This window comes from Aquimarina muelleri DSM 19832 (assembly GCF_000430665.1).
Classification (GTDB): Bacteria; Bacteroidota; Bacteroidia; order Flavobacteriales; family Flavobacteriaceae; genus Aquimarina; species Aquimarina muelleri.
This window is the reverse complement of the sequence record NZ_AUML01000033.1, coordinates 36,663-56,246: the sequence shown is the minus strand read 5'-3', so window position 1 is coordinate 56,246 and position 19,584 is coordinate 36,663. Positions and strand designations below refer to the sequence as shown.

Here is a 19,584-nt window from a genome sequence, read left to right as displayed (position 1 = left end):
TCTACATTACTTAATTTAATTTCAAAAAAAAAAGAACTTTAAATTTTAAAGTTCTTATAATAATATGAGCAAAATTAATCTATATTAGTTTTTTATAGCTCTGGAGGAATAGTAGTTGAATCATCTTCTCCTGTTCCTAAAATATCTACATCCTCAACTCCTATCTCCTCATTTACAGATTCTGCTTCACAAGCAATGAACATTGTACTTAAAAATAATATAGCGAATAAAGTTTTTATAGTTTTCATGATGTTAGTTTTTTAGTTTTTATTTCTTTTTATTTTAAAGATGTGTTTCATCTTTAGGGGGTCTTACTTTTTATTATTACCGTTGCGCAAACGATTTTATATTTTTATCAGAGTTTTTTTTACTATCGTATGTAACTCTAATTGTACACTACAAATGTAGTTTGTTTCTCTCCTCGCGCCCAATAAGTTAAGGTATCTTTAGTAGTTTACCCTCTGCCAGTAGTACATGAACCGATTGTGAGGGTAGATGACCCTATTTTAAAAAAGTTATTTTTTTTGTAGGAAACCATTTACTAAGCATTTCATAAATATCTAGCTTTAATTTACACAAAAAAGGATTAAAATTTCAAAATACATTTGTCTATACATAGACCAAGCTTTTCTTTGCCAGACTGTCTTTTATCTCTTCTACATTATTTTTATAAGATTTTGAAAAAGGGATAAGATCATTAGTGTTTTTTATCGCACATTTTGCCTTACCAAAATGTATTCGAGATACATAATGTGTGTTGATAATGTAACTGTTATGAATACGTACAAAGTGATTAGGCAAAAGATCCTGAAAATGTTTAAGAGTTTTAAATGCCTCTACCTTATTGCCATTACTCATCATAAAATCTGTAGTATTATTATCTGCCTTAAGGTATAATATATCCTCTACATCTACAAACTTATAATCGCCATAGGATCTAAAACACAACGTATTATCCCCTAAGTGATCAAAATCTTTTTCGAACCGCATTAAGGTTCTGCATAGCTGTCCTTTTGTAAATGGTTTTAGGATATAATCCAGTATCCTATTGCGTATGCCCTCTATCGCATAGTCTGTAGTTTTGGTTACTATGATAAACTCTGGCAATCGCATCATATACTTGGATAATTCTGTTATTAAAGAATATTTTGTTTTATCCCCGTGTAATCCTGGTACTTCTGGTTCTAAAAAAACAATTCTTGGTCTTCGCTCTAAAATTATATCCAATGCATCCTGCTCATCTTTTGCTATACCTGTACAAATATAGTTAGACTGTTGCTCTAACGAGATTTGTATAGAATCTGCTATTTTATTATCATTATCGATAATCACATAAGGATATTTCATAGGGTATTTGTTTAAAAAATTATTATTAACATTTGACGGTGAGTTATTTACTTACAAGATAGGGTATTTGGTATTTTTTAGAATACGGTTAAACCGTAATATTAGTAAGTAATCAGCTTATTGCTAATGATTTAGAATCAACAGATTATCGATATTTACATTACTTTTATCGATATAAATACAAAAACAACTAAAAAAAATAGCTTTAACAATACATATAAGGTTTTCTTAAAAAAATCTAAAAAAATCATTTAGCAACAAAAAGATGATTTAAAACAACCTCTTGTTTTTATTTTTATTGCTATAAAGCTTAATACACTTACTTATTTTACATTAATATAAAGTAGCCCTATAATGTTATTAAGTATTAATTCCATAAGGGTTACCAAAAAAAAGTTAAGTAACGATATTTTGTATTTATAGGTAAAATATTACAAAGATTTAAATCCGTATATATTCATTTTTTAGAGAGTTTATCCTTAAAATTGTTTTAACCTATACTCTTTCTATATACTTTGAATAAATAATTTTAGATTTGTAATGTTTTATTTCATTAAAAAAAACAAAACTATCTTAATGAAAAATATAGTTGTTCTTACGGGTGCTGGCATTAGTGCAGAAAGTGGCTTGCGTACTTTTAGGGATGCCGATGGCCTATGGGAAGGGCATGATATCATGCAAGTAGCATCACCACTTGGTTGGAAAAATGATATGGCATTAGTTTTAGACTTTTATAACAAAAGACGCAGTCAATTGTTAGAAGTATCGCCTAATAAAGCGCACTATAATCTGGTAGACTTAGAAGAAAAATATGCAGTAACTATTATCACTCAAAATGTAGATGATTTGCATGAGAGAGCTGGTAGTAGTAATGTATTACATCTACATGGTGAATTATTAAAAGTAAGAAGCCAATTTGATGCGAATTTGGTTTTGGATTGGAAAAAGGACTTGCTACCTGGGGATCATTGTAGTCATAACATGCAATTGCGACCACATATAGTTTGGTTTGGCGAAGAGCTACCTATGCTGGATACGGCCATAACAATTACAGAGCAAGCAGATATACTTATTATTATTGGCACCTCTATGCAGGTATATCCTGCTGCTGGCCTATTACAATATGCTCCATTTCAAACTCCTGTTTACTTTATTGATCCTAACCCTAGTGTTTCTCCCACAAAAAACCTTACAATATTGTCTGAAAAAGCTACTACTGGTGTTACAAAAGTAGTAAAAGAATTATTAGATAATAGTTAGAGGTATTTTTATAAACTCAAGCATTACTATTTATAAATAACACTAATCTAAAATGTCATCGCTTATAGAATTACTAAATACCATAGATCACTCCCGAGATAAAAGAAAATATTTTGCAGATCTTATATTAAAACATCCTGAATTATTACCCGAATTATTATCTATTTGTGCTCTAGTAGAAGATGAGATTTCTTGCAGAGCAACCTGGGGTCTTGAGTTTTTATGCAAAAACAACCTGAATTCTATTTTACCATATCTGGATGAAATATTGCAATTTACACCTGCTATTTACAGACATCCTGCAGTACGACCAATGGCTAAAATATTTGAATACCTTAGTATTGATTTTTATAAAAAAAAGAGCCCCAAAATACAAAAACACCTTAGTACAAAACATCGCGAAAAAATTACTGAAATCTGTTTTGATTGGCTTATTACAGACCAAAAAGTAGCTGCAAAAGCGTATTCTATGACCTCTTTATATTTATTAGGAACAGAGTTTAACTGGGTACACCCAGAGCTGAAAATAGTATTAGAAAACTCGTACCACTCTGGCAGTGCCGCTTATAAAGCAAGAGCGCGTATGGTATTAGAGAAGATTAAATAAGGAGATACTGAAAAGTGAAAAGTCAGAAATCTTTTTATAAACTCAAAGATTCAAAAACTTAAAAGCCTAAAATACTAAATTATTAAAAATAAACAACTTACAAAATTCACCTTCAGTCTTTCGTGATTCGTAATTAATTAAATTATCTTTGCAGCTTCAAAAAAAATAAAACTATGTCATTATCTCCTTTGCAAGCTATCTCTCCTATCGATGGTCGTTATGCATCAAAGACTGAATCTCTTAGTCCGTTTTTTAGTGAAGAAGCTCTGATCAAGTATCGAGTACTTGTAGAGATCGAATATTTTATTGCTTTATGCGAATTGCCATTACCGCAATTACAAAATGTGGAGGGTTCTTTATTCGATAAACTTAGAGAAATTTATACTTCTTTTTCTAGTGAAGATGCGCAAGCAATAAAAGATATTGAAAAAGTAACTAACCACGATGTAAAGGCTGTAGAGTATTTTATTAAAGAAAAATTTGATACTCTTGGCTTACAACCCTATAAGGAGTTTATACATTTTGGATTAACATCTCAGGATATTAACAATACTGCAATACCCCTGAGTATTAAAGAGGCTGTAAGCAATGTTTATATTCAAGAATATAATACATTATTAGAAAAACTAAAATTCTTAGCAAAAGAGTGGTCTAACATACCAATGCTAGCAAGAACCCATGGACAACCAGCATCCCCTACCCGTTTAGGAAAAGAAATACAAGTTTATGTAACCCGATTGGAAGCACAGTTTGACTTACTTAAAGACATTCCTAGTGCTGCAAAATTTGGAGGAGCTACAGGGAATTACAATGCACATAAGGTAGCGTATCCAAATATTGATTGGAAAGCTTTTGGAACTCATTTTGTACAAGAAAAATTAGGATTACATCATTCTTTTCCTACCACACAGATAGAACATTATGACCACATGGCAGCATTATTTGATGGTCTTAAACGAATTAATACTATTATACTAGATCTGGATAGAGACATATGGACCTATGTATCTATGGATTATTTTAAACAAAAAATAAAAAAAGGTGAAGTTGGTTCTTCGGCAATGCCACACAAAGTAAACCCTATTGATTTTGAAAACAGTGAAGGGAATCTTGGTATAGCAAACGCTATATTCGAGCATCTTTCTGCTAAATTACCGATAAGTAGATTGCAACGAGATCTTACAGATAGTACTGTACTTAGAAATGTAGGAGTTCCATTTGGACATACCTTAATTGCTTTTCAAGCAACATTAAAGGGTTTGAATAAACTTTTATTGAATGAAGAAAAATTTGCTCAGGATCTAGAAAACAATTGGGCTGTAGTGGCAGAAGCTATACAAACTATCCTTAGAAGAGAAGCATATCCTAATCCATACGAAGCTTTAAAAGGATTAACCAGAACTAACGAAAAGATAAATCAAAAATCTATTGCAGATTTTATTGAAACTCTAGACATTTCTGACGCTATAAAATCTGAGTTAAAACAAATTACTCCTTCTAATTATACTGGGATATAATTATATTGTACCGTTTATAAGTAATAAAAAAAACAGGCTAAATTCTAAGTTTTTACTAAAGAATTTAGCCTGTTTTTTTTAGAAAATCAAAAGATTAATCAAAATCTATAGAATCTGCTATACTTTTGAAAGCATCTAGATTAATTTTACCTTTTTCTACAGATTTCATAAGCATCGCCATTTTTTCAGGTCGCATATTATCTCCCAAAACTCGTATTAATGCTAACCCCTTTTTTTGATCTGTTGCAAAAATAATAATCTCATCAATATCATCCTCTTCTCCTTCGTATTTAAGGACCCCTTTTATACCATTCGATCCAAAGCGCACTAACGTTTCGTATGTGTCTGAATCTAAAATATTTTTTATAGTGGTGCTTTCTTTTTCAAATTTATCTTGATTGGATTGTTTAAGTGGTAAGGCTAAAAAATTTATTTTTTTTACACTCTCTAATGCCTCTTTTTCCTCTTTATCTAGTTGTATTGTTTCTGTACTCAAAAGACTCGAAGGTACATCTACAGCTATAAAATCATTGTCTCCTTGATGATCTACAAAATATTTTTGCAACGATGGCTCTCTATTACAACTCATTAGTAAAATTATACTAAGAATTCCTAAAACTCTATATACATTTTTCATTTCTGTTATTTTTTGATTGATTGATTTTTGATTGATGCTCCATATCTTCTTACCAAAAAGGAAGAAGATATGGAGTATGTGTTTAATATCATTTTTAATTTTGAAATAGTGTAACTAAACTATGCTTAGTTTCCTTTTTTCTTTACATTTTTTAACTCCTCCCCTCCAGGCACATTAAGATGGTCTGCAATTTTAGAAACTTGTTTAAGATCTATATCTCCTGTAATGGTAAGTACTACTGTATTTGGTCCATCTTTTTTATCCTGTATCCCATCTAAAAACATGAAAAGCTCGCTTACATGATCTTCGTCTTTACCTGGTTTAGAATAAAATTTCACATTTTTTCCATCACTGTTTACTCTCATTAACTCCTCCATTGAAGTACTCTTAAGATATGCGGTAACATCTGCTTTCATCTTTTGTCCTATTTCTTTATTTTCTGTAGCAAAAACCTTTATGTTTTTTATATTTTCTACAAGGTTCGCATATTCTTTTACTTCTGGATCATTACTCTCTATATCTAGTTTACTTAATAATTTAAACATTTTACTGGTTACTACGACCGAGGATACATCCTGCATGTTTTCATATTTATCAAAATTACCTTGGGCATTAGACATAAATGGTAATACTACGAGTGCTATAATAATTGCTATTTTTTTCATGTTATTTAAGTTTTAAGACCACTAGAGTATTTATACTACTGGTCATTGTTATAATTTATTTTATTAATTTTTTAGTAGTATCCTCAAATTCATTCAAGTACACTAACTCTTCTGTACCTTTATTCATTAATTGTGAAACCATATTAAGGATTTTTTTGGTTTCTTGTAAAGCTATTTCAGGATCTTCATAAGTTCCTAAATTTTGATCTTGGTTTGCGGGAAATTTAGTAAAAAACAATCCTGCGATTACTACTACAGATGCAGCAACTCCTACCCATGTGTACCATGATTTTTTGTTAGTTTTTAATGTTAGATTTTTGGTAGCAGTAATAGTGCTCTCTTCTGAAAAATACTGAAACAGACTTTTATATCTCTCTAGGTGTAACGGCACAGTTTCTCTGGTAAAATAAACCTTTAATTCTTTTTCTTCAGAAATGGTCGTTTCGCCCTCGAAATATTTTTCTAATAATTTTTCAATGTTAGACAACTCCATAATTGTGTTTTTTTAATAATTCTTCTCTTATTTTTTTTCTTCCTCTGGATAATGCTACTCTTACAGCCACTTCATTTAGCTCTAACATATCTGCTATTTCTGCATTATCATATTGTTCTATATCTCGCAACTGGATAATCATTCGTTGTTGTTCTGGTAGACTATTCATTATCTTACTTACCCAATCCAAGCTATCCCTTGCTTCTACCTGCCTTTGTAATGAAGGCCTTTCATCTTTATAATTACTATGTACAATTTTTAAGTTTCCGGTTTCTTTTGCTTTAAGTTTATCATAACAATAATTTTTGGTCATTGTCATTGCAAAAGCTTCTACATTATTATATTCTGTCATTTTGCTCTTATTTCGCCACAACTTCAATAAAACTTCTTGTGTAGCATCTTCTGCTTCTTCGTTGCTCACCAACAATCGTTTAGCTAACCTAAAAAGTTTATCTTTAAAACCGTTTGTAAGCGTTATAAATGCTCCTTCTTTCATTCTTGATTGGTTATTATCATAAAACTCTGTTAGCTTTATATAAGGGAGACGACTATCTATCTAATTTGTTACATTCTTTTTAATTTTATAATAAAGTACTTACATTTAGCACTACAAATAAAAGTAGTCAATAAATATTCTTGTTTTAACCAAATAAATATTAGACTCTTTTTATAACATATACAAAAAACGAAAAAATAAACATATGAAATATCTAAAGTATGTTACCTTATTACTACTCGTAGGAGGTCTTTTTACTGCTTGTTTTAATGACAATGATGATCTTCCTAGAGTTTCTGGTACTAATGAAATAAATGATTTTATATGGAAAGGACTAAATGTTTTTTATTTATATAAAGCAGACGTTCCTAATTTGGCAGATAATCGTTTTTCTAAAAACCAGGATTACACCAATTTTTTATCTGGTTTTTCTACTCCTGAAGCTATTTTTAGTGCTTTACAATCCAGTGTAGATGATTTTAGTTTTTTAGTAAATGATTATATCGAACTAGAAAAAGCTTTTGATGGTGTTACCAAAAACAATGGTATGGAGTTTGGCTTGGTTAGATATCCAAACAACGAGACTCTTGTTTTTGGATACGTACGATATGTACTACCAGGTACTAATGCGGAAGCTAAAGGAATAAAAAGAGGTGATATTTTTAATACCATTAATGGAACACAAATTACAACTGAGAATTTTAGGCAATTATTAGATCCAGACACCTATACTATCGGATTGGCTACTTTTGATGGAACTACTATTACTCCTAATAATACTACAATTTCTCTTACTAAAGTACAATATACAGAAAACCCTGTTTTTTTATCTAAAACTATAGATGCAGGAGGTAATCCTGTTGGATACCTTATGTACAACTCTTTTACCGCAGATTTTGATACGCAGCTAAATGCTGCTTTTGCCAAATTTGCTTCGGATGGGATAAAAGATCTTGTTCTGGATTTACGATACAATGGTGGCGGCTCTGTTACTAGTGCAATTGATTTATCGAGTATGATCACCGGGCAATTTAACGATAAAGTTTTTACTACAGAACAATGGAACTCTGACCGACAGGAACAGTTTGGAAGCACCAACCTTTTTGATAATCAGATAAGAACAGGAGATGCCATTAACTCTCTTAACCTAACTAGACTATATGTAATTACTACCAGAAGTTCTGCTTCTGCAAGTGAATTGGTAATTAATGGCTTAAACCCCTATATTACCGTAACAAAAGTTGGATCAACCACACGAGGAAAATTTCAGGCATCTATTACCTTATATGATTCTGACAACTTTGGCAGACAAGGAGCAGACACTGGGCACACCTATGCTATGCAACCATTAGTGCTTAAATCTATAAATTCGGCAGGAGTTACGGATTATTTTAGTGGTTTTGCTCCAGATATAGCTGTTGATGAAGATTATTCTAATCTTGGTATACTAGGAGATAGTAACGAACCCCTTCTTAAAGCTGCGTTAGACAATATTGCAGGTATTAAAAATGCTAAAACGTATGGTAATAACCTACAACTAGAGAGTGTTGGAAACAGTAAAATGTTTACTCCAAATTATGAACGAATGTATCAAGATACAGATGTTTCTAAAACGGAAAGACTTAATTTCTAAAAAAACAAAAACTCCTAAACTGTACAGTTTAGGAGTTTTGTTTCATACCATTTTATATTTAGAACTTTAAATTAAATCCTATTCTGGCATTTCTACCTCTGGTATTAAACCCTAAAATCTCTTGATAATCTTCATTCGTAATGTTTTGCATTGCAGCAAATACACTTAGGTTTTTTAGTAACTGGTGGCTGATATAAAAATCCAACACTCCATATCCATCCAAAGATACCTTTGTTGGTGCATAAGTTATAGGATCTGCATTAGCAAAATCATTATCCGCACGCTCTGTATTGTATTGATAACTTACCGATGTATATGTTTTTTTGCCTAATTGATATCCTACACTGGCATTAACCATGTGCTCTGGTATTCGAGTATTATCTTTTAATTTATCAATATTGGTATAGGTATAATTACCGCTAATAGATAATTTATCCTCCAGAACTTTTGTGGACACCTCTATTTCTACTCCGTCTACCTCTATATCCTCTGATGAATTAAAATTCGCAAAAGTTGTAGGATTAAACGTAATAAAATTTTCTGACTTACGATTAAAATATACAACGCTTATACTCGTCTTTTTTTTATGTAAAAATTCTACTCCTCCCTCTATCGTTCTACTTTCCTCTGGTTTTAGATCAGGATTACCCGTTGCAAATGCAGTATCGTATAACTGAAATAAGGATGGAGTTATATATGCAGTACTATAGGATGCTAAACCTTTAATATAATTAGTACCAAAAGCATAGGTATACGATGGGTTGATACTGTATACTATTTGATTGTCATATACACTATGCGTATTTAATCTAGCTCCTGCATTAATGTTTAATCCAAAGTCTGAAATATACACTACATTGGCATACGGATCTACAATATCAAATGTTGCTTTTTCGTCGCTTATGGTTTCCTCTAAACGAGTACTTCCATCAGGAATATTAGAAAGATTAAAATCGCTAAAGGATGCATTAACACCTACTACCGTATAAAAAGCAGAATTTATAGTGTACTTATTGTATCCATCAAAAGTATGTACTTTTCCTTTATATTTTGAAGGGAAACTAGATTGTGTAAGATCTCTTTCTAAAGATGCAAAACTATTGGTGAATGTAAAGCTACCATTGGGGTATTTTATCTCCCAAAAAGAACCTGCTCTTAGCTGCTGGCTATCAAACGTATTATTACCATCTACTCCTGCTCCTGCATCAAAATCATTTTTGTATTGATCCAAGTTTCCGAAGAAATGAAACTTAAAATTATCATTCCATCGATATCCTAATTTTGCATTTACATTAACTTTTGAAAACGCATCTTCTTTTGCATCCTTAGCTTCTGCCGCCGATAAGCCATCTCCAAATTGATTACTTATGCTTGCCAGATAACTTACCTTTCCTACAGTACCGTTTACAGAAGCAAGATTTACAAACTCGTTGATATCATAATCCTGATCGTTCTGCGATTGGTTGGTACCTATGCTAGATTGAAAATTAGCTGAAATTTTTTCCTTACTTTCTGATTTTGTAGTAATATTAATTACCGCAGTAGCCGCTCCAGAACCATATAACGTACTAGATGCTCCTTTAAGAATTTCAATTTCCTGAATTTGATTTACCGATAATAACCGTAAATCAAAATCCCCTGCAGAAGTAGAAGGGTCACTAACCGTTACCCCATCTATCCTAATTACTACTTGTCGGTTTCTACCACCACGTACATATACTCCCAGATCTTGCCCTGGTGCACTACCATTACCATTTATAAACAATCCTGTAGTTCTCGAAAGAACGGTAGCTACAGATTGCCCTTGACTACGCTGTAATTCTTCTTGAGTAATTTTAGTGATTACCTTACCGCTTTGTTCTCTTTTTAGATTAAATTTAGAATCCGAAATAACAACTTCGTCTAACTCATTAACTTTTTCATCTATTTGTATTTCTTGTCCAAATACAAACGAAGATCCCAGCATTACCAATGCTGTTCCAAAAAACATTTTTTTGTTCATTTCTTAAATACTTAATTTTACTATTGCCGGAAAAAAGTATGTAGTTTACCCATACCCAAACCTTTGTCCCGAAAGTTTGACTTACTATTAAACTAAGGCAGGTCTCCTGGCTTGCGTCTTGTTGTTTACCTTCCCGATCAAAATCAGTGGTTTAAAAGAAGTAACAACAAGCACCTTACATGTATATAAGTATACAAAAGGCACAGCTTACAGTTGCGGGAACAGCTTAGGATTTATTATCTCTAAATTTTTAGAAGTAACGCACCTAATTCCCTTTTAATCTCTAACTCTATGATAAGAGTATAAGAACCTAAATTCTGGGCGAATGTATTATATTTTAAGTTATTTGAGATTACTTTAACATAGAAATAATTTATACAACTACCTTTGTAAAATCTAAAACTATTTATATGCTATATTACATTACAGGAGGGGAACGCTCTGGAAAAAGCAAATATGCTCAAGATCTGGCAGTACAACTATCTAATACGCCTTATTATTTGGCTACTTCCAGAGTTTGGGATGAGGATCATCGCCTACGCATAGATCGTCATATTGCAGATCGAGATAGCAGATGGATATCTATCGAAGAAGAAAAAGAACTATCCAAAGTAATCCCAAATAATAGCGTAGTAGTTATAGATTGTGTAACCCTATGGCTTACTAATTTTTTTGTAGATTCAAAAAATGATATTGAAAAATCATTATCCCTTGCCAAAGCAGAATTTGATAAATTACTGAAAATCGATGCTACCTTACTTATTATTTCTAATGAGATTGGTATGGGAGTACATGCTACTACCGAGGTAGGAAGAAAATTTACCGAGCTACAAGGGTGGATGAATCAATATATAGCCAAGTATGCGGATAAAGCTGTACTAATGGTTTCTGGCATACCAGTCGAAATAAAAGGTACCGAAGTGCTTTTAAAAAAACAGCTTTAATTTTTACATTCATACAATATTCTTCATAAATTTTTAAACTTAAACATTATAATGAATTTTGCAATAGAGTCTATCTCTAATGATATATTAGAAAAAAAATTACAATCCAAAATTGATACTAAAACAAAACCAGTAGGAGCATTAGGTGTTTTAGAAAAAATAGCTCTACAAATAGGTCTGATCCAAAACAAGGAAAATCCTGAATTAAAACAACCTACTGTTTTGGTTTTTGCAGGAGATCACGGTATTGCTAAAAAAGGAGAAGTTAACCCTTATCCTCAAGAAGTAACTGCCCAAATGGTCTATAATTTTATTAATGGTGGTGCAGCAATTAATGTATTTTGCAAACAAAATAACATTGCGCTTAAAATAATAGATGCTGGAGTAAATCATGATTTTAAAGAAATTGAAAATATTATACATGCAAAAATAAGCTATGGTACTAAAAATTATCAAGATACTCCTGCCATGACTCAAAAACAATGTGCTACTTCTATAAAAAAGGGAGCACATCTAGTTACAGAAACTTATAACAATGGTTGTAACATTATTGGTTTTGGTGAAATGGGAATTGGCAACACCTCATCTGCTTCTTTACTCATGGCATATTTTACAAAAAATACCGTTGCAGAGTGTGTAGGATCAGGCACAGGATTACAGACAGAAGCTATTACTGTCAAAAAATCTATCTTATCTAAAGTATTTGACACCTATACTCCTGCGTCTCCATTAGAAGCGTTAGCTACTTTTGGCGGGTTTGAAATTGCTATGATTACAGGTGCTATTTTAAAATCCGCAGAGCTTAAAATGACAATTTTAATAGATGGTTTTATTGTTACTGCTGCTTTATTAGTTGCGCACGCAATAGATAACAAAGTATTGGACTATTGTATCTTTGCACATGCTTCTGAAGAGCAAGGACATCAAAAAATGTTAGATTTTTTAGGTCAAAAACCACTTATTAATTTAGGTATGCGTTTAGGAGAAGGCACAGGAGTTGCAGTCGCTTATCCAATTATAGAATCTGCTATAAACTTTATGAACAACATGGCAAGTTTTGAGAGTGCTGGGATTTCTGGAAGTGAGTAGTGAGTAGTGAGTAGTGAGTAGTGAGTAGTGAGTAGTGAAAAATATGAATTCTGGTTATGGAAAACATATTTATAAAAAAATAATCAATATAAAAAGTCCACAAAATTAACTAATGAAAAAAGGAGTTTTATCTATAGGTATAGCCTGTATAGGTTTCTATTTTTTATATACATCTAATATGGATTTATATCATAGATTTTTAGATGGGTTGGCGCAATCACAAAACGTTTCAGAGTTTACTCCTACTATCTTTGCATTTGGCAAAACTTTAAAAATCATAACGCTTTGCATGGGACTATTAAGCCTTTACTTTGGTATTATCTCTTTTTTGAAGAAAAACAAAATTGCAATTATAGGAATACTTTTGGCTATACTACTTATGGTTTGTTCCTTTATTCCTTTTTGGAAATATATGCTAAAAAATTCTGGTTTGGATATTAGTTTTTAATCAAATTATTAGAGTAAACACATGAAAAAAGAGATTCATATATTCTTTACGGCATTACTGTTTTTTACCCGTATACCTTGTCCAAAATGGGTAAATCATGACCCCGAGTATCTAAGGCTTAGTTCCAAATACTTTTCGTTAGTAGGAATTATTGTTGGAGGTATAGGAGCTATCGTTTATTATGGAACTTCTTTTCTTTTCTCTACTGAAATTTCTTTATTACTATCTATGTTTGCTACCATTTATGCTACAGGAGCATTTCACGAAGATGGTTTTGCAGATGTATGTGATGGCTTTGGAGGGGGTTGGTCTAAAGAAAAAATTCTTTTGATTATGAAGGATTCCCGACTTGGCACTTATGGTACTATAGGAATCCTACTTTTATTAGCCATTAAATTTGCAGCATTAAGACAAACCGAACTATACTATATCCCATTGTTGTTAATTGCAGGACATAGCCTAAGTCGTTTTATAGCTACCACTCTTATTTATACACATCCTTATGTAAGAGATACAGAGGATAGCAAAGCAAAACCTGCGGCAAAAAGTATCCGTTTTTCTTCTGTTTGTATAAGTGCAATCTTTGGTATTGCTCCTTTATTATTATTTAAAAACCCGTGGGTTTTTCTTACTTTAATACCCATGTATATCTCCAAAATGTTTTTAGCTCATAAATTTAAAAAATGGATTGGAGGGCAAACAGGAGACTGTGCAGGGGCAGTACAACAATTAAGTGAAGTAGTATTTTATCTTACTAGTATCGCATTATGGAAATATATCTGGTAAGACATACCTCCCCAAATATCGAAAAAGGAATTTGTTACGGACAAAGTGATATTGGAATCACCAATTCCTTTGCTTCTGAAGTAGAAAAAATACACCAACAAATTCCTGTTACAGAAATCTCCAGAGTATATAGCAGTCCTTTACAACGATGTAAACTACTTGCCAAAACTTTTAATATGCCATTTACTACAGATCCCAGACTTAAAGAAATGGATTTTGGGGATTGGGAGCTACAGGCTTGGGATGATATCCCTACAACCCAACTAAACCCTTGGATGAAAAGTTTTGTTACCACACAAGTACCTAATGGCGAATCCTATGTAATGCTACAGGACAGAATTTTAAATTTTTACAACTCTTTACATATAGGTCCTGAAGAAAAAATAGTTGTTGTTACCCATGCAGGGCCAATGAGAGCTCTACTTGCTCATATCCGAAAAATTGAACTAAAAGATTCTTTTACAATTAAAATAGGATACGGAGATGTAATTGTCATACCAACCCTTCCTAAAAAAATATAGTTAAAACCATATAAATCAAAAATACACAGTCAATCTCACGAGGTGTGCTTCTGAAAATATATTTTGTTTTTGAGGCAAGCATCGGAAAATTAAATTCCACGATATGGATTAAAGTTTTATTAGTTTTTAAAGAAATTTCTTTGGTAAATGAACGTATATAACTTAATTTTTTTTGATATACTTCTATATATAAAAAATACCGGTTGTCTTATTTCTTTACAACCGGTGGGATAAATAATATTAAGCAAACACACTTAATGCTGCTACACCTGCTGCTGCAACTTCATGATCGTTTTCTACACTGCTTCCGCTTACACCAATAGCTCCAACTATTTTTCCAGATTCATCTTTAATAGGTATTCCTCCTGGAAAAGATATTAACCCACCATTAGAGTGTTCTATATTAAATAAAGGCCCGCCTGGTTGAGAAAGTTCTCCAATAGACCCTGTTTTCATTCCAAAAAAGATCGCTGTTTTTGCTTTCTTAATAGAAATATCCGTAGATCCTAGCCATGCTTGATCCATTCTTACAAAAGCAATAAGGTTTGCGCCAGAGTCTACAACTGCAATATTCATCTTTGTGTTTATGCTAATTGCTTTTTCTTTTGCTGTATCAATAATTTTTTCTGCTTGTTCTAGAGTAATGTTCATGAGATGTGTTTATGATAATTAAAGTTTAAAAATAGAACTAAATAGTTAATTACAGATCTAATACTTATAAAAGTATATAAAAAATCCAACCATATTACTATGATTGGATTACATCCTTTATTGGAAGAAAAATTTTTCAAAGCTCTTATTTCGAAGGCAAAGTGTATTTTCAGAAATAGACCTCGAGAACTGCTTATAGACTATTGATTAAAATACTCTAACTATTTAGCATTACAGGCATTACTAACATAGTAACATGCTCTCCTTCATCTAACCCATCTATTGGAGTAAGAATTCCTGCTCTATTTGGTAAAGACATTTCTAATTGGACCTCATCTGCATTTAAATTATTCAACATTTCACTTAAAAAACGAGAATTAAAGCCTATTTGCATATCGTCTCCTTGGTAATCACATGTTAATCGTTCTTCTGCTTTATTAGAATAATCAATATCTTCTGCAGAGATATTGAGTTCTGCTCCTGCTATTTTTAATCTAATTTGATGCGTTGTCTTATTCGAAAAAATAGATACTCTGCGCACAGAGTTTAAGAACTGTGTACGAGCAATCGTTAATTTATTTGGATTTTCTTTTGGTATTACAGCTTCATAATTAGGGTATTTACCATCTATTAATCTACAGATTAATTGTGTTTCGTCAAAAGTAAATTTAGCATTAGACTCGTTATATTCGATCAATACTTCGCTATCGCTTCCTGCCAAAATTCCTTTAAGTAAGTTTAAAGGTTTTTTAGGCATAATAAACTCGGCAGATTGAGAAGCGCTAATATCTTCTCTTGTATATTTTACAAGCTTATGCGCATCGGTTGCTACAAAAGTTAATCCCTCTGTAGAAAACTGAAAAAACACCCCGCTCATTACAGGTCTCAAATCATCATTACCTGTAGCAAAAATGGTTTTACTGACTGCGGTTGCCAATACATCTCCTAAAATATTAGTAGCACTAGGATCTTCTAACTCTACTGCTTTAGGAAACTCTTCTCCATCTGCATAGGCTAGAGCATATTTACCATGATTAGAGCTTATTTCTACAGTATTATTATTTGCAGAAACAAAAGTTAATGGTTGCTCAGGAAAGGTTTTAAGGGTTTCTAACAATAGTTTTGCAGGTACTGCGATAGTTCCTTGGTCAGAAGATTCTACTTCTAATTTAGCCGACATAGTCGTTTCTAGATCAGAGGCAGAAACTGTTAATGCGTTATTATCTAATTCGAATAAAAAGTTATCTAAAATTGGTAATGTATTACTATTACTAATTACTCCTCCTAATACTTGTAGCTGTTTTAATAAGTAAGAACTGGATACTATAAATTTCATCTATTTTTTTATTATTTTTTATTGTCAGATGTAATTAGCCAATTTTCTGATTTTAATCAGAATAAGCGTTTTGGTTAATACAAACGCTTCGTTATGGCTTATTTATACACATATATTACTGTTTGCGCATAGTTCAACGCAAATATAATTGTAATCTATTTGTGTTTTGGCATGCATAAAACCATAGTTATTAACAAACTCTAACGAGTTATTGACTATTTTAAAAATTCATTTTTTTTAATTTTTATCGTTATCGATAAGCTTATCGGTATAATGAGCTTTATGCTTAGGCGCAGAAAAACGTTTTTCGTTATAGGTGATAGATTTTCCTTTTGGGATAGATAAGCTTTGCCATTGTTCTCCTACAATCATTTTTCCTAAAAACACAATTTGACCTACATGATATGAGTAATGAGCCAATTGCCTGTTGATTGCTTCGGTAATGGTATGTTCTATATTTCGAATATATATGGGTTGATTAAAATTATTTTTGTCTATGCTTTCTAATGCAGTAAAGAGACATAGCCAACCATCTTCCCACTTATTTAAAAGTTCTTCTTTGGTTTTTATATCATCATCAAATTCGGTATCTCGATGTCTCCATTCTTTTTCTCCATCGGTAGTTAAAAAATCTGTCCATCTGGATTTCATATTTCCCCACAAATGTTTTATAAGTATTGCAATACTGTTACTATCTATATTGTATTGCCAAAAAAGTTTTTCTTCAGGGATTTGCTCTATGGTTTTATCTCCCAGAGATTTGTAATATGTAAATTGTTTATGAATCCCCTCTATGTATTCTGTTGTACTCATGATTTTTTTTATACCAATTTTACTTTTTTGAAAGCGAGATAAGTTTGAATAAGATTTGCATAAATAAAACAAATATTCCTTGAACTCTAAAATCTTAAATCTGGCTATATCTTAATCTTTGTTTTTATTTTCAAAATTAGAAAAAATAGGAATAGATTTTATAGAATGGTTTGTTAGAATTCGACTTATATCTTCTTTTTCTAACTTACTCCAACGATCATTATTTATTTGTTTTGGACTTGTGTTTTTACGATGTATTTGTCCTATATATGCCTTGACTGTATTGTTTGGCAGTATTTTCTTAACACATTTAGCCCAAACAAAAGCATTATCTTCACCACAATTCATGACAGGAAAAGGATTAGATTCCCATATTTTCTTTGTGTAACATAATGTAGCTCCATAAACCCATGGTTTGTTGCTGGCAGGGTAATTATATTGCCAACAGGTTGAAGTTGATTTATCATAAAACAATGGAGTACTTAGTCCTGTGATTTCTAATTCATTATTTATCAGAAAGGAAAGTTGCTTTTCTATCCAATCTGAAGCATAAAAATCGTCATCATCTAAATGAATAATAAACTCTCCTTTACTCATTTCACAAGCTTTATTTCTTTTACTACCTATATCTAATTTTTCTTGAAGGTACACATATTTAATCTGAAAATTATCTGGGATTAAGGATGCAATTGTTTTCTCACTATCATCTAATATGATTAATTCTTTATTTGGATAATTTTGTTCCAAAAATTGATGAATAGCATATTTTATAAACTCAGAGCGATTATACGTAGGCATTATACAGCTTACCAAAGGGAATTCTTCTTTTATTGTTTTTAAATTTATATGATTTTTTACATTAGTTTGGTTATCATCACAAACAGTAGCTGTCCTTTTTTGCAAGGCTATTAATGAGGAGCTATACTTGACTATTTGATATGCATTATCATTAATTAATTCTTTTACAAAAGATATAACTCCTGGGAAATCTAAACAATAATCATGAAAAAGTATAAGAGTGTCTTCTTTGAAGTTTTTCTCAAAATGATAAAAATCACGTGCTACATTTGTATAATCATGCAATCCATCTAGTAATATAAAATCTATTTTTTCCTCAAGACAAACTAAAAACGGCGTTTGTTTAATCATATTAACCTCCTCTAGCAATTGTAAATTATTAAGAGTAAATTTCATTTTATCATAAGAAGGTGGATATTTATCAATAGTAGTATCCTCTGCTCCTAATCTTCCAGTAAAATCGTCTATAGCAATAATTTTTGATTGATTATTAACATGTTTAGTCACTAATGCTATAACCGAAGTAGCTTTGCCACAATAACTACCTATTTCGACAAAGACAGCATTTTTTTTATTTGTAGCTTTTTGAAAAGTTAGTTCTACTAATAATTCGAATTCATCGTTGTCAAGCCACCCTTCAATATGATTTATTTTAGGGTAAATATTTTTCATCAATTGAAATATCTCTTCAGAAAATTCTTTTGGATGCGAAAAAACATAGTTTTTATAATACGTTCTTATATAAGCTCTATTCCTATCTTTTATATTTCTTAATACAGGATGAATCCAAAATGATTTTTTATCATCTATAGCTTTCTGGATACTCTCTTTAGTATAGACTTCCTTATATTTTACCAAGTCGTATGTACACGGGTTTTTTATTATAGAAAACCCTAGAGCAATGGTTAAAGTAGGTAATATTATTTCTTCACTTGCCCAAATTTTTGTTTTAGTAAGAATTTTTTGTAATTGTACATTTGTCCTAAAAAGATCTACTAAACCTACTGCTGCTTTGTAGGTAAACACTGTAGATGGCCAAAATGTCCAATGCAAGAAGGCTTCTTTTCCGTTAGGCAATTGATCTAAAAAAGGTTGCCATAATTCTTTTTCTTGATATGCTGTTATTGCAGGGTCTATCTTTGTATCACTTAGAATCCTAGAAGGCACCAACCCTAACATCCCTAAATTTGAGTTACGACGAAATGTTTCTGTAATAAAAGCTGTGTAATTTCTACCACAAGCGAGCTGATCAGAGTCAACCACAGTGATTGTATCAAATTCTAAGTTATTGATCGCATACTCCATACAGTCTATAGCAAAATCATGTAGCCATCCCCATTGTAATGGTTTTGGGTTAGGATGAATTATTACTCCATATTTTTCAAAAGGAAAGTGTTTAAATAGATCTTTATTTGTTCCTCCGTTGTATAATAGAATAATGGATGTAGAATCTAAATATTTTAAATTCCTAACTAAATCAACAATACAGTCTTGATTTTCATGAACTAGACACATGAAAATATTCTTGATTGGTTTCATAT

Annotated in this window: 20 protein-coding genes and 1 riboswitch; of the genes, 9 read left to right on the top strand and 11 right to left on the bottom strand. The window is 31.5% G+C overall.

Annotation, left to right across the window (positions count from 1 at the left end):
- Window positions 1–92 precede the first annotated feature (92 nt).
- Together H527_RS23985 and H527_RS0113845 are read right to left on the bottom strand one after the other, a co-directional pair.
- Entirely contained in the window at window positions 93–248 is a 156-nt protein-coding gene (locus H527_RS23985; protein ID WP_155837899.1) for a hypothetical protein, read from the bottom strand.
- A gap of 361 nt (window positions 249–609) precedes the next feature.
- Window positions 610–1,347, bottom strand: coding sequence for a LytR/AlgR family response regulator transcription factor (locus tag H527_RS0113845; RefSeq protein ID WP_027413265.1), 738 nt, complete (start codon window positions 1,345–1,347; stop codon window positions 610–612).
- A 576-nt stretch (window positions 1,348–1,923) separates the two neighbouring features.
- Between H527_RS0113845 and H527_RS0113840 the strand changes: the two genes are divergently transcribed.
- The 3 genes from H527_RS0113840 (at window position 1,924) to purB (ending at window position 4,731) form a co-directional block, all read left to right on the top strand.
- Window positions 1,924–2,607 (top strand): SIR2 family NAD-dependent protein deacylase, encoded by a 684-nt coding sequence (locus H527_RS0113840; RefSeq protein ID WP_027413264.1) that lies wholly within the window; start codon window positions 1,924–1,926, stop codon window positions 2,605–2,607.
- Between the two features lie 52 nt (window positions 2,608–2,659).
- A complete protein-coding gene (locus H527_RS0113835; RefSeq protein WP_027413263.1) occupies window positions 2,660–3,214 on the top strand; it encodes a hypothetical protein in 555 nt (184 codons plus the stop codon).
- A 173-nt stretch (window positions 3,215–3,387) separates the two neighbouring features.
- Window positions 3,388–4,731, top strand: a complete 1,344-nt coding sequence (purB, locus tag H527_RS0113830; RefSeq protein ID WP_027413262.1) for an adenylosuccinate lyase — start codon at window positions 3,388–3,390, stop codon at window positions 4,729–4,731.
- Between the two features lie 94 nt (window positions 4,732–4,825).
- Here purB and H527_RS22155 read toward each other — a convergent pair whose 3' ends face one another.
- The 4 genes from H527_RS22155 to H527_RS0113810 form a co-directional block, all read right to left on the bottom strand.
- Window positions 4,826–5,368 carry a DUF4252 domain-containing protein gene (locus H527_RS22155; RefSeq protein WP_035088214.1) on the bottom strand — a complete coding sequence of 181 codons (543 nt, stop codon included), beginning with the start codon at window positions 5,366–5,368 and terminating at the stop codon, window positions 4,826–4,828.
- Window positions 5,369–5,493: 125 nt separating this feature from the next.
- Entirely contained in the window at window positions 5,494–6,033 is a 540-nt protein-coding gene (locus H527_RS0113820) for a DUF4252 domain-containing protein (protein WP_027413261.1), read from the bottom strand.
- Between the two features lie 55 nt (window positions 6,034–6,088).
- Window positions 6,089–6,526 (bottom strand): hypothetical protein, encoded by a 438-nt coding sequence (locus H527_RS0113815; RefSeq protein ID WP_027413260.1) that lies wholly within the window; start codon window positions 6,524–6,526, stop codon window positions 6,089–6,091.
- On the bottom strand, window positions 6,513–7,022 hold the full coding sequence (locus H527_RS0113810; protein ID WP_027413259.1) for an RNA polymerase sigma factor: 510 nt from the start codon (window positions 7,020–7,022) through the stop codon (window positions 6,513–6,515). The genes H527_RS0113815 and H527_RS0113810 overlap by 14 nt, the downstream gene beginning before the upstream one ends.
- A gap of 205 nt (window positions 7,023–7,227) precedes the next feature.
- Here H527_RS0113810 and H527_RS22150 point away from each other — a divergent pair, with 205 nt between their 5' ends.
- Window positions 7,228–8,655, top strand: coding sequence for a S41 family peptidase (locus H527_RS22150; RefSeq protein WP_035088213.1), 1,428 nt, complete (start codon window positions 7,228–7,230; stop codon window positions 8,653–8,655).
- Window positions 8,656–8,713: 58 nt separating this feature from the next.
- Here the strand turns inward: H527_RS22150 and H527_RS0113800 are convergent, their stop codons facing one another.
- On the bottom strand, window positions 8,714–10,657 hold the full coding sequence (locus tag H527_RS0113800) for a TonB-dependent receptor plug domain-containing protein (RefSeq protein ID WP_027413258.1): 1,944 nt from the start codon (window positions 10,655–10,657) through the stop codon (window positions 8,714–8,716).
- Window positions 10,658–10,736: 79 nt separating this feature from the next.
- A riboswitch (cobalamin riboswitch) is annotated at window positions 10,737–10,986 on the bottom strand.
- Between the two features lie 81 nt (window positions 10,987–11,067).
- Between H527_RS0113800 and H527_RS0113795 the strand changes: the two genes are divergently transcribed.
- From H527_RS0113795 to cobC, 5 genes are all read left to right on the top strand, one after another.
- Window positions 11,068–11,601, top strand: coding sequence for a bifunctional adenosylcobinamide kinase/adenosylcobinamide-phosphate guanylyltransferase (locus H527_RS0113795; protein WP_027413257.1), 534 nt, complete (start codon window positions 11,068–11,070; stop codon window positions 11,599–11,601).
- A 51-nt stretch (window positions 11,602–11,652) separates the two neighbouring features.
- On the top strand, window positions 11,653–12,690 hold the full coding sequence (gene cobT, locus H527_RS0113790; protein ID WP_081414614.1) for a nicotinate-nucleotide--dimethylbenzimidazole phosphoribosyltransferase: 1,038 nt from the start codon (window positions 11,653–11,655) through the stop codon (window positions 12,688–12,690).
- Window positions 12,691–12,802: 112 nt separating this feature from the next.
- Window positions 12,803–13,138: a hypothetical protein gene (locus tag H527_RS0113785; RefSeq protein WP_027413255.1), complete on the top strand. Its 336-nt coding sequence runs from the start codon at window positions 12,803–12,805 to the stop codon at window positions 13,136–13,138.
- Between the two features lie 21 nt (window positions 13,139–13,159).
- Window positions 13,160–13,924 carry an adenosylcobinamide-GDP ribazoletransferase gene (locus H527_RS0113780; RefSeq protein WP_027413254.1) on the top strand — a complete coding sequence of 255 codons (765 nt, stop codon included), beginning with the start codon at window positions 13,160–13,162 and terminating at the stop codon, window positions 13,922–13,924.
- Window positions 13,906–14,445 (top strand): alpha-ribazole phosphatase, encoded by a 540-nt coding sequence (gene cobC / locus H527_RS0113775; protein ID WP_027413253.1) that lies wholly within the window; start codon window positions 13,906–13,908, stop codon window positions 14,443–14,445. The genes H527_RS0113780 and cobC overlap by 19 nt, the downstream gene beginning before the upstream one ends.
- Window positions 14,446–14,685: 240 nt before the next feature.
- Here cobC and H527_RS0113770 read toward each other — a convergent pair whose 3' ends face one another.
- The 4 genes from H527_RS0113770 to H527_RS0113755 all read right to left on the bottom strand — a co-directional run bounded on the left by H527_RS0113770 (window position 14,686) and on the right by H527_RS0113755 (window position 19,582).
- A complete protein-coding gene (locus tag H527_RS0113770) occupies window positions 14,686–15,096 on the bottom strand; it encodes a GlcG/HbpS family heme-binding protein (RefSeq protein WP_027413252.1) in 411 nt (136 codons plus the stop codon).
- Between the two features lie 217 nt (window positions 15,097–15,313).
- Complete coding sequence (gene dnaN / locus H527_RS0113765; RefSeq protein WP_027413251.1) at window positions 15,314–16,432, bottom strand: DNA polymerase III subunit beta; 1,119 nt, start codon at window positions 16,430–16,432, stop codon at window positions 15,314–15,316.
- 237 nt (window positions 16,433–16,669) lie between these two features.
- Window positions 16,670–17,245: a DUF1572 family protein gene (locus tag H527_RS0113760; RefSeq protein ID WP_027413250.1), complete on the bottom strand. Its 576-nt coding sequence runs from the start codon at window positions 17,243–17,245 to the stop codon at window positions 16,670–16,672.
- 111 nt (window positions 17,246–17,356) lie between these two features.
- Window positions 17,357–19,582 (bottom strand): glycosyltransferase, encoded by a 2,226-nt coding sequence (locus H527_RS0113755; RefSeq protein ID WP_081414613.1) that lies wholly within the window; start codon window positions 19,580–19,582, stop codon window positions 17,357–17,359.
- Between the last annotated feature and the right edge of the window lie 2 nt (window positions 19,583–19,584).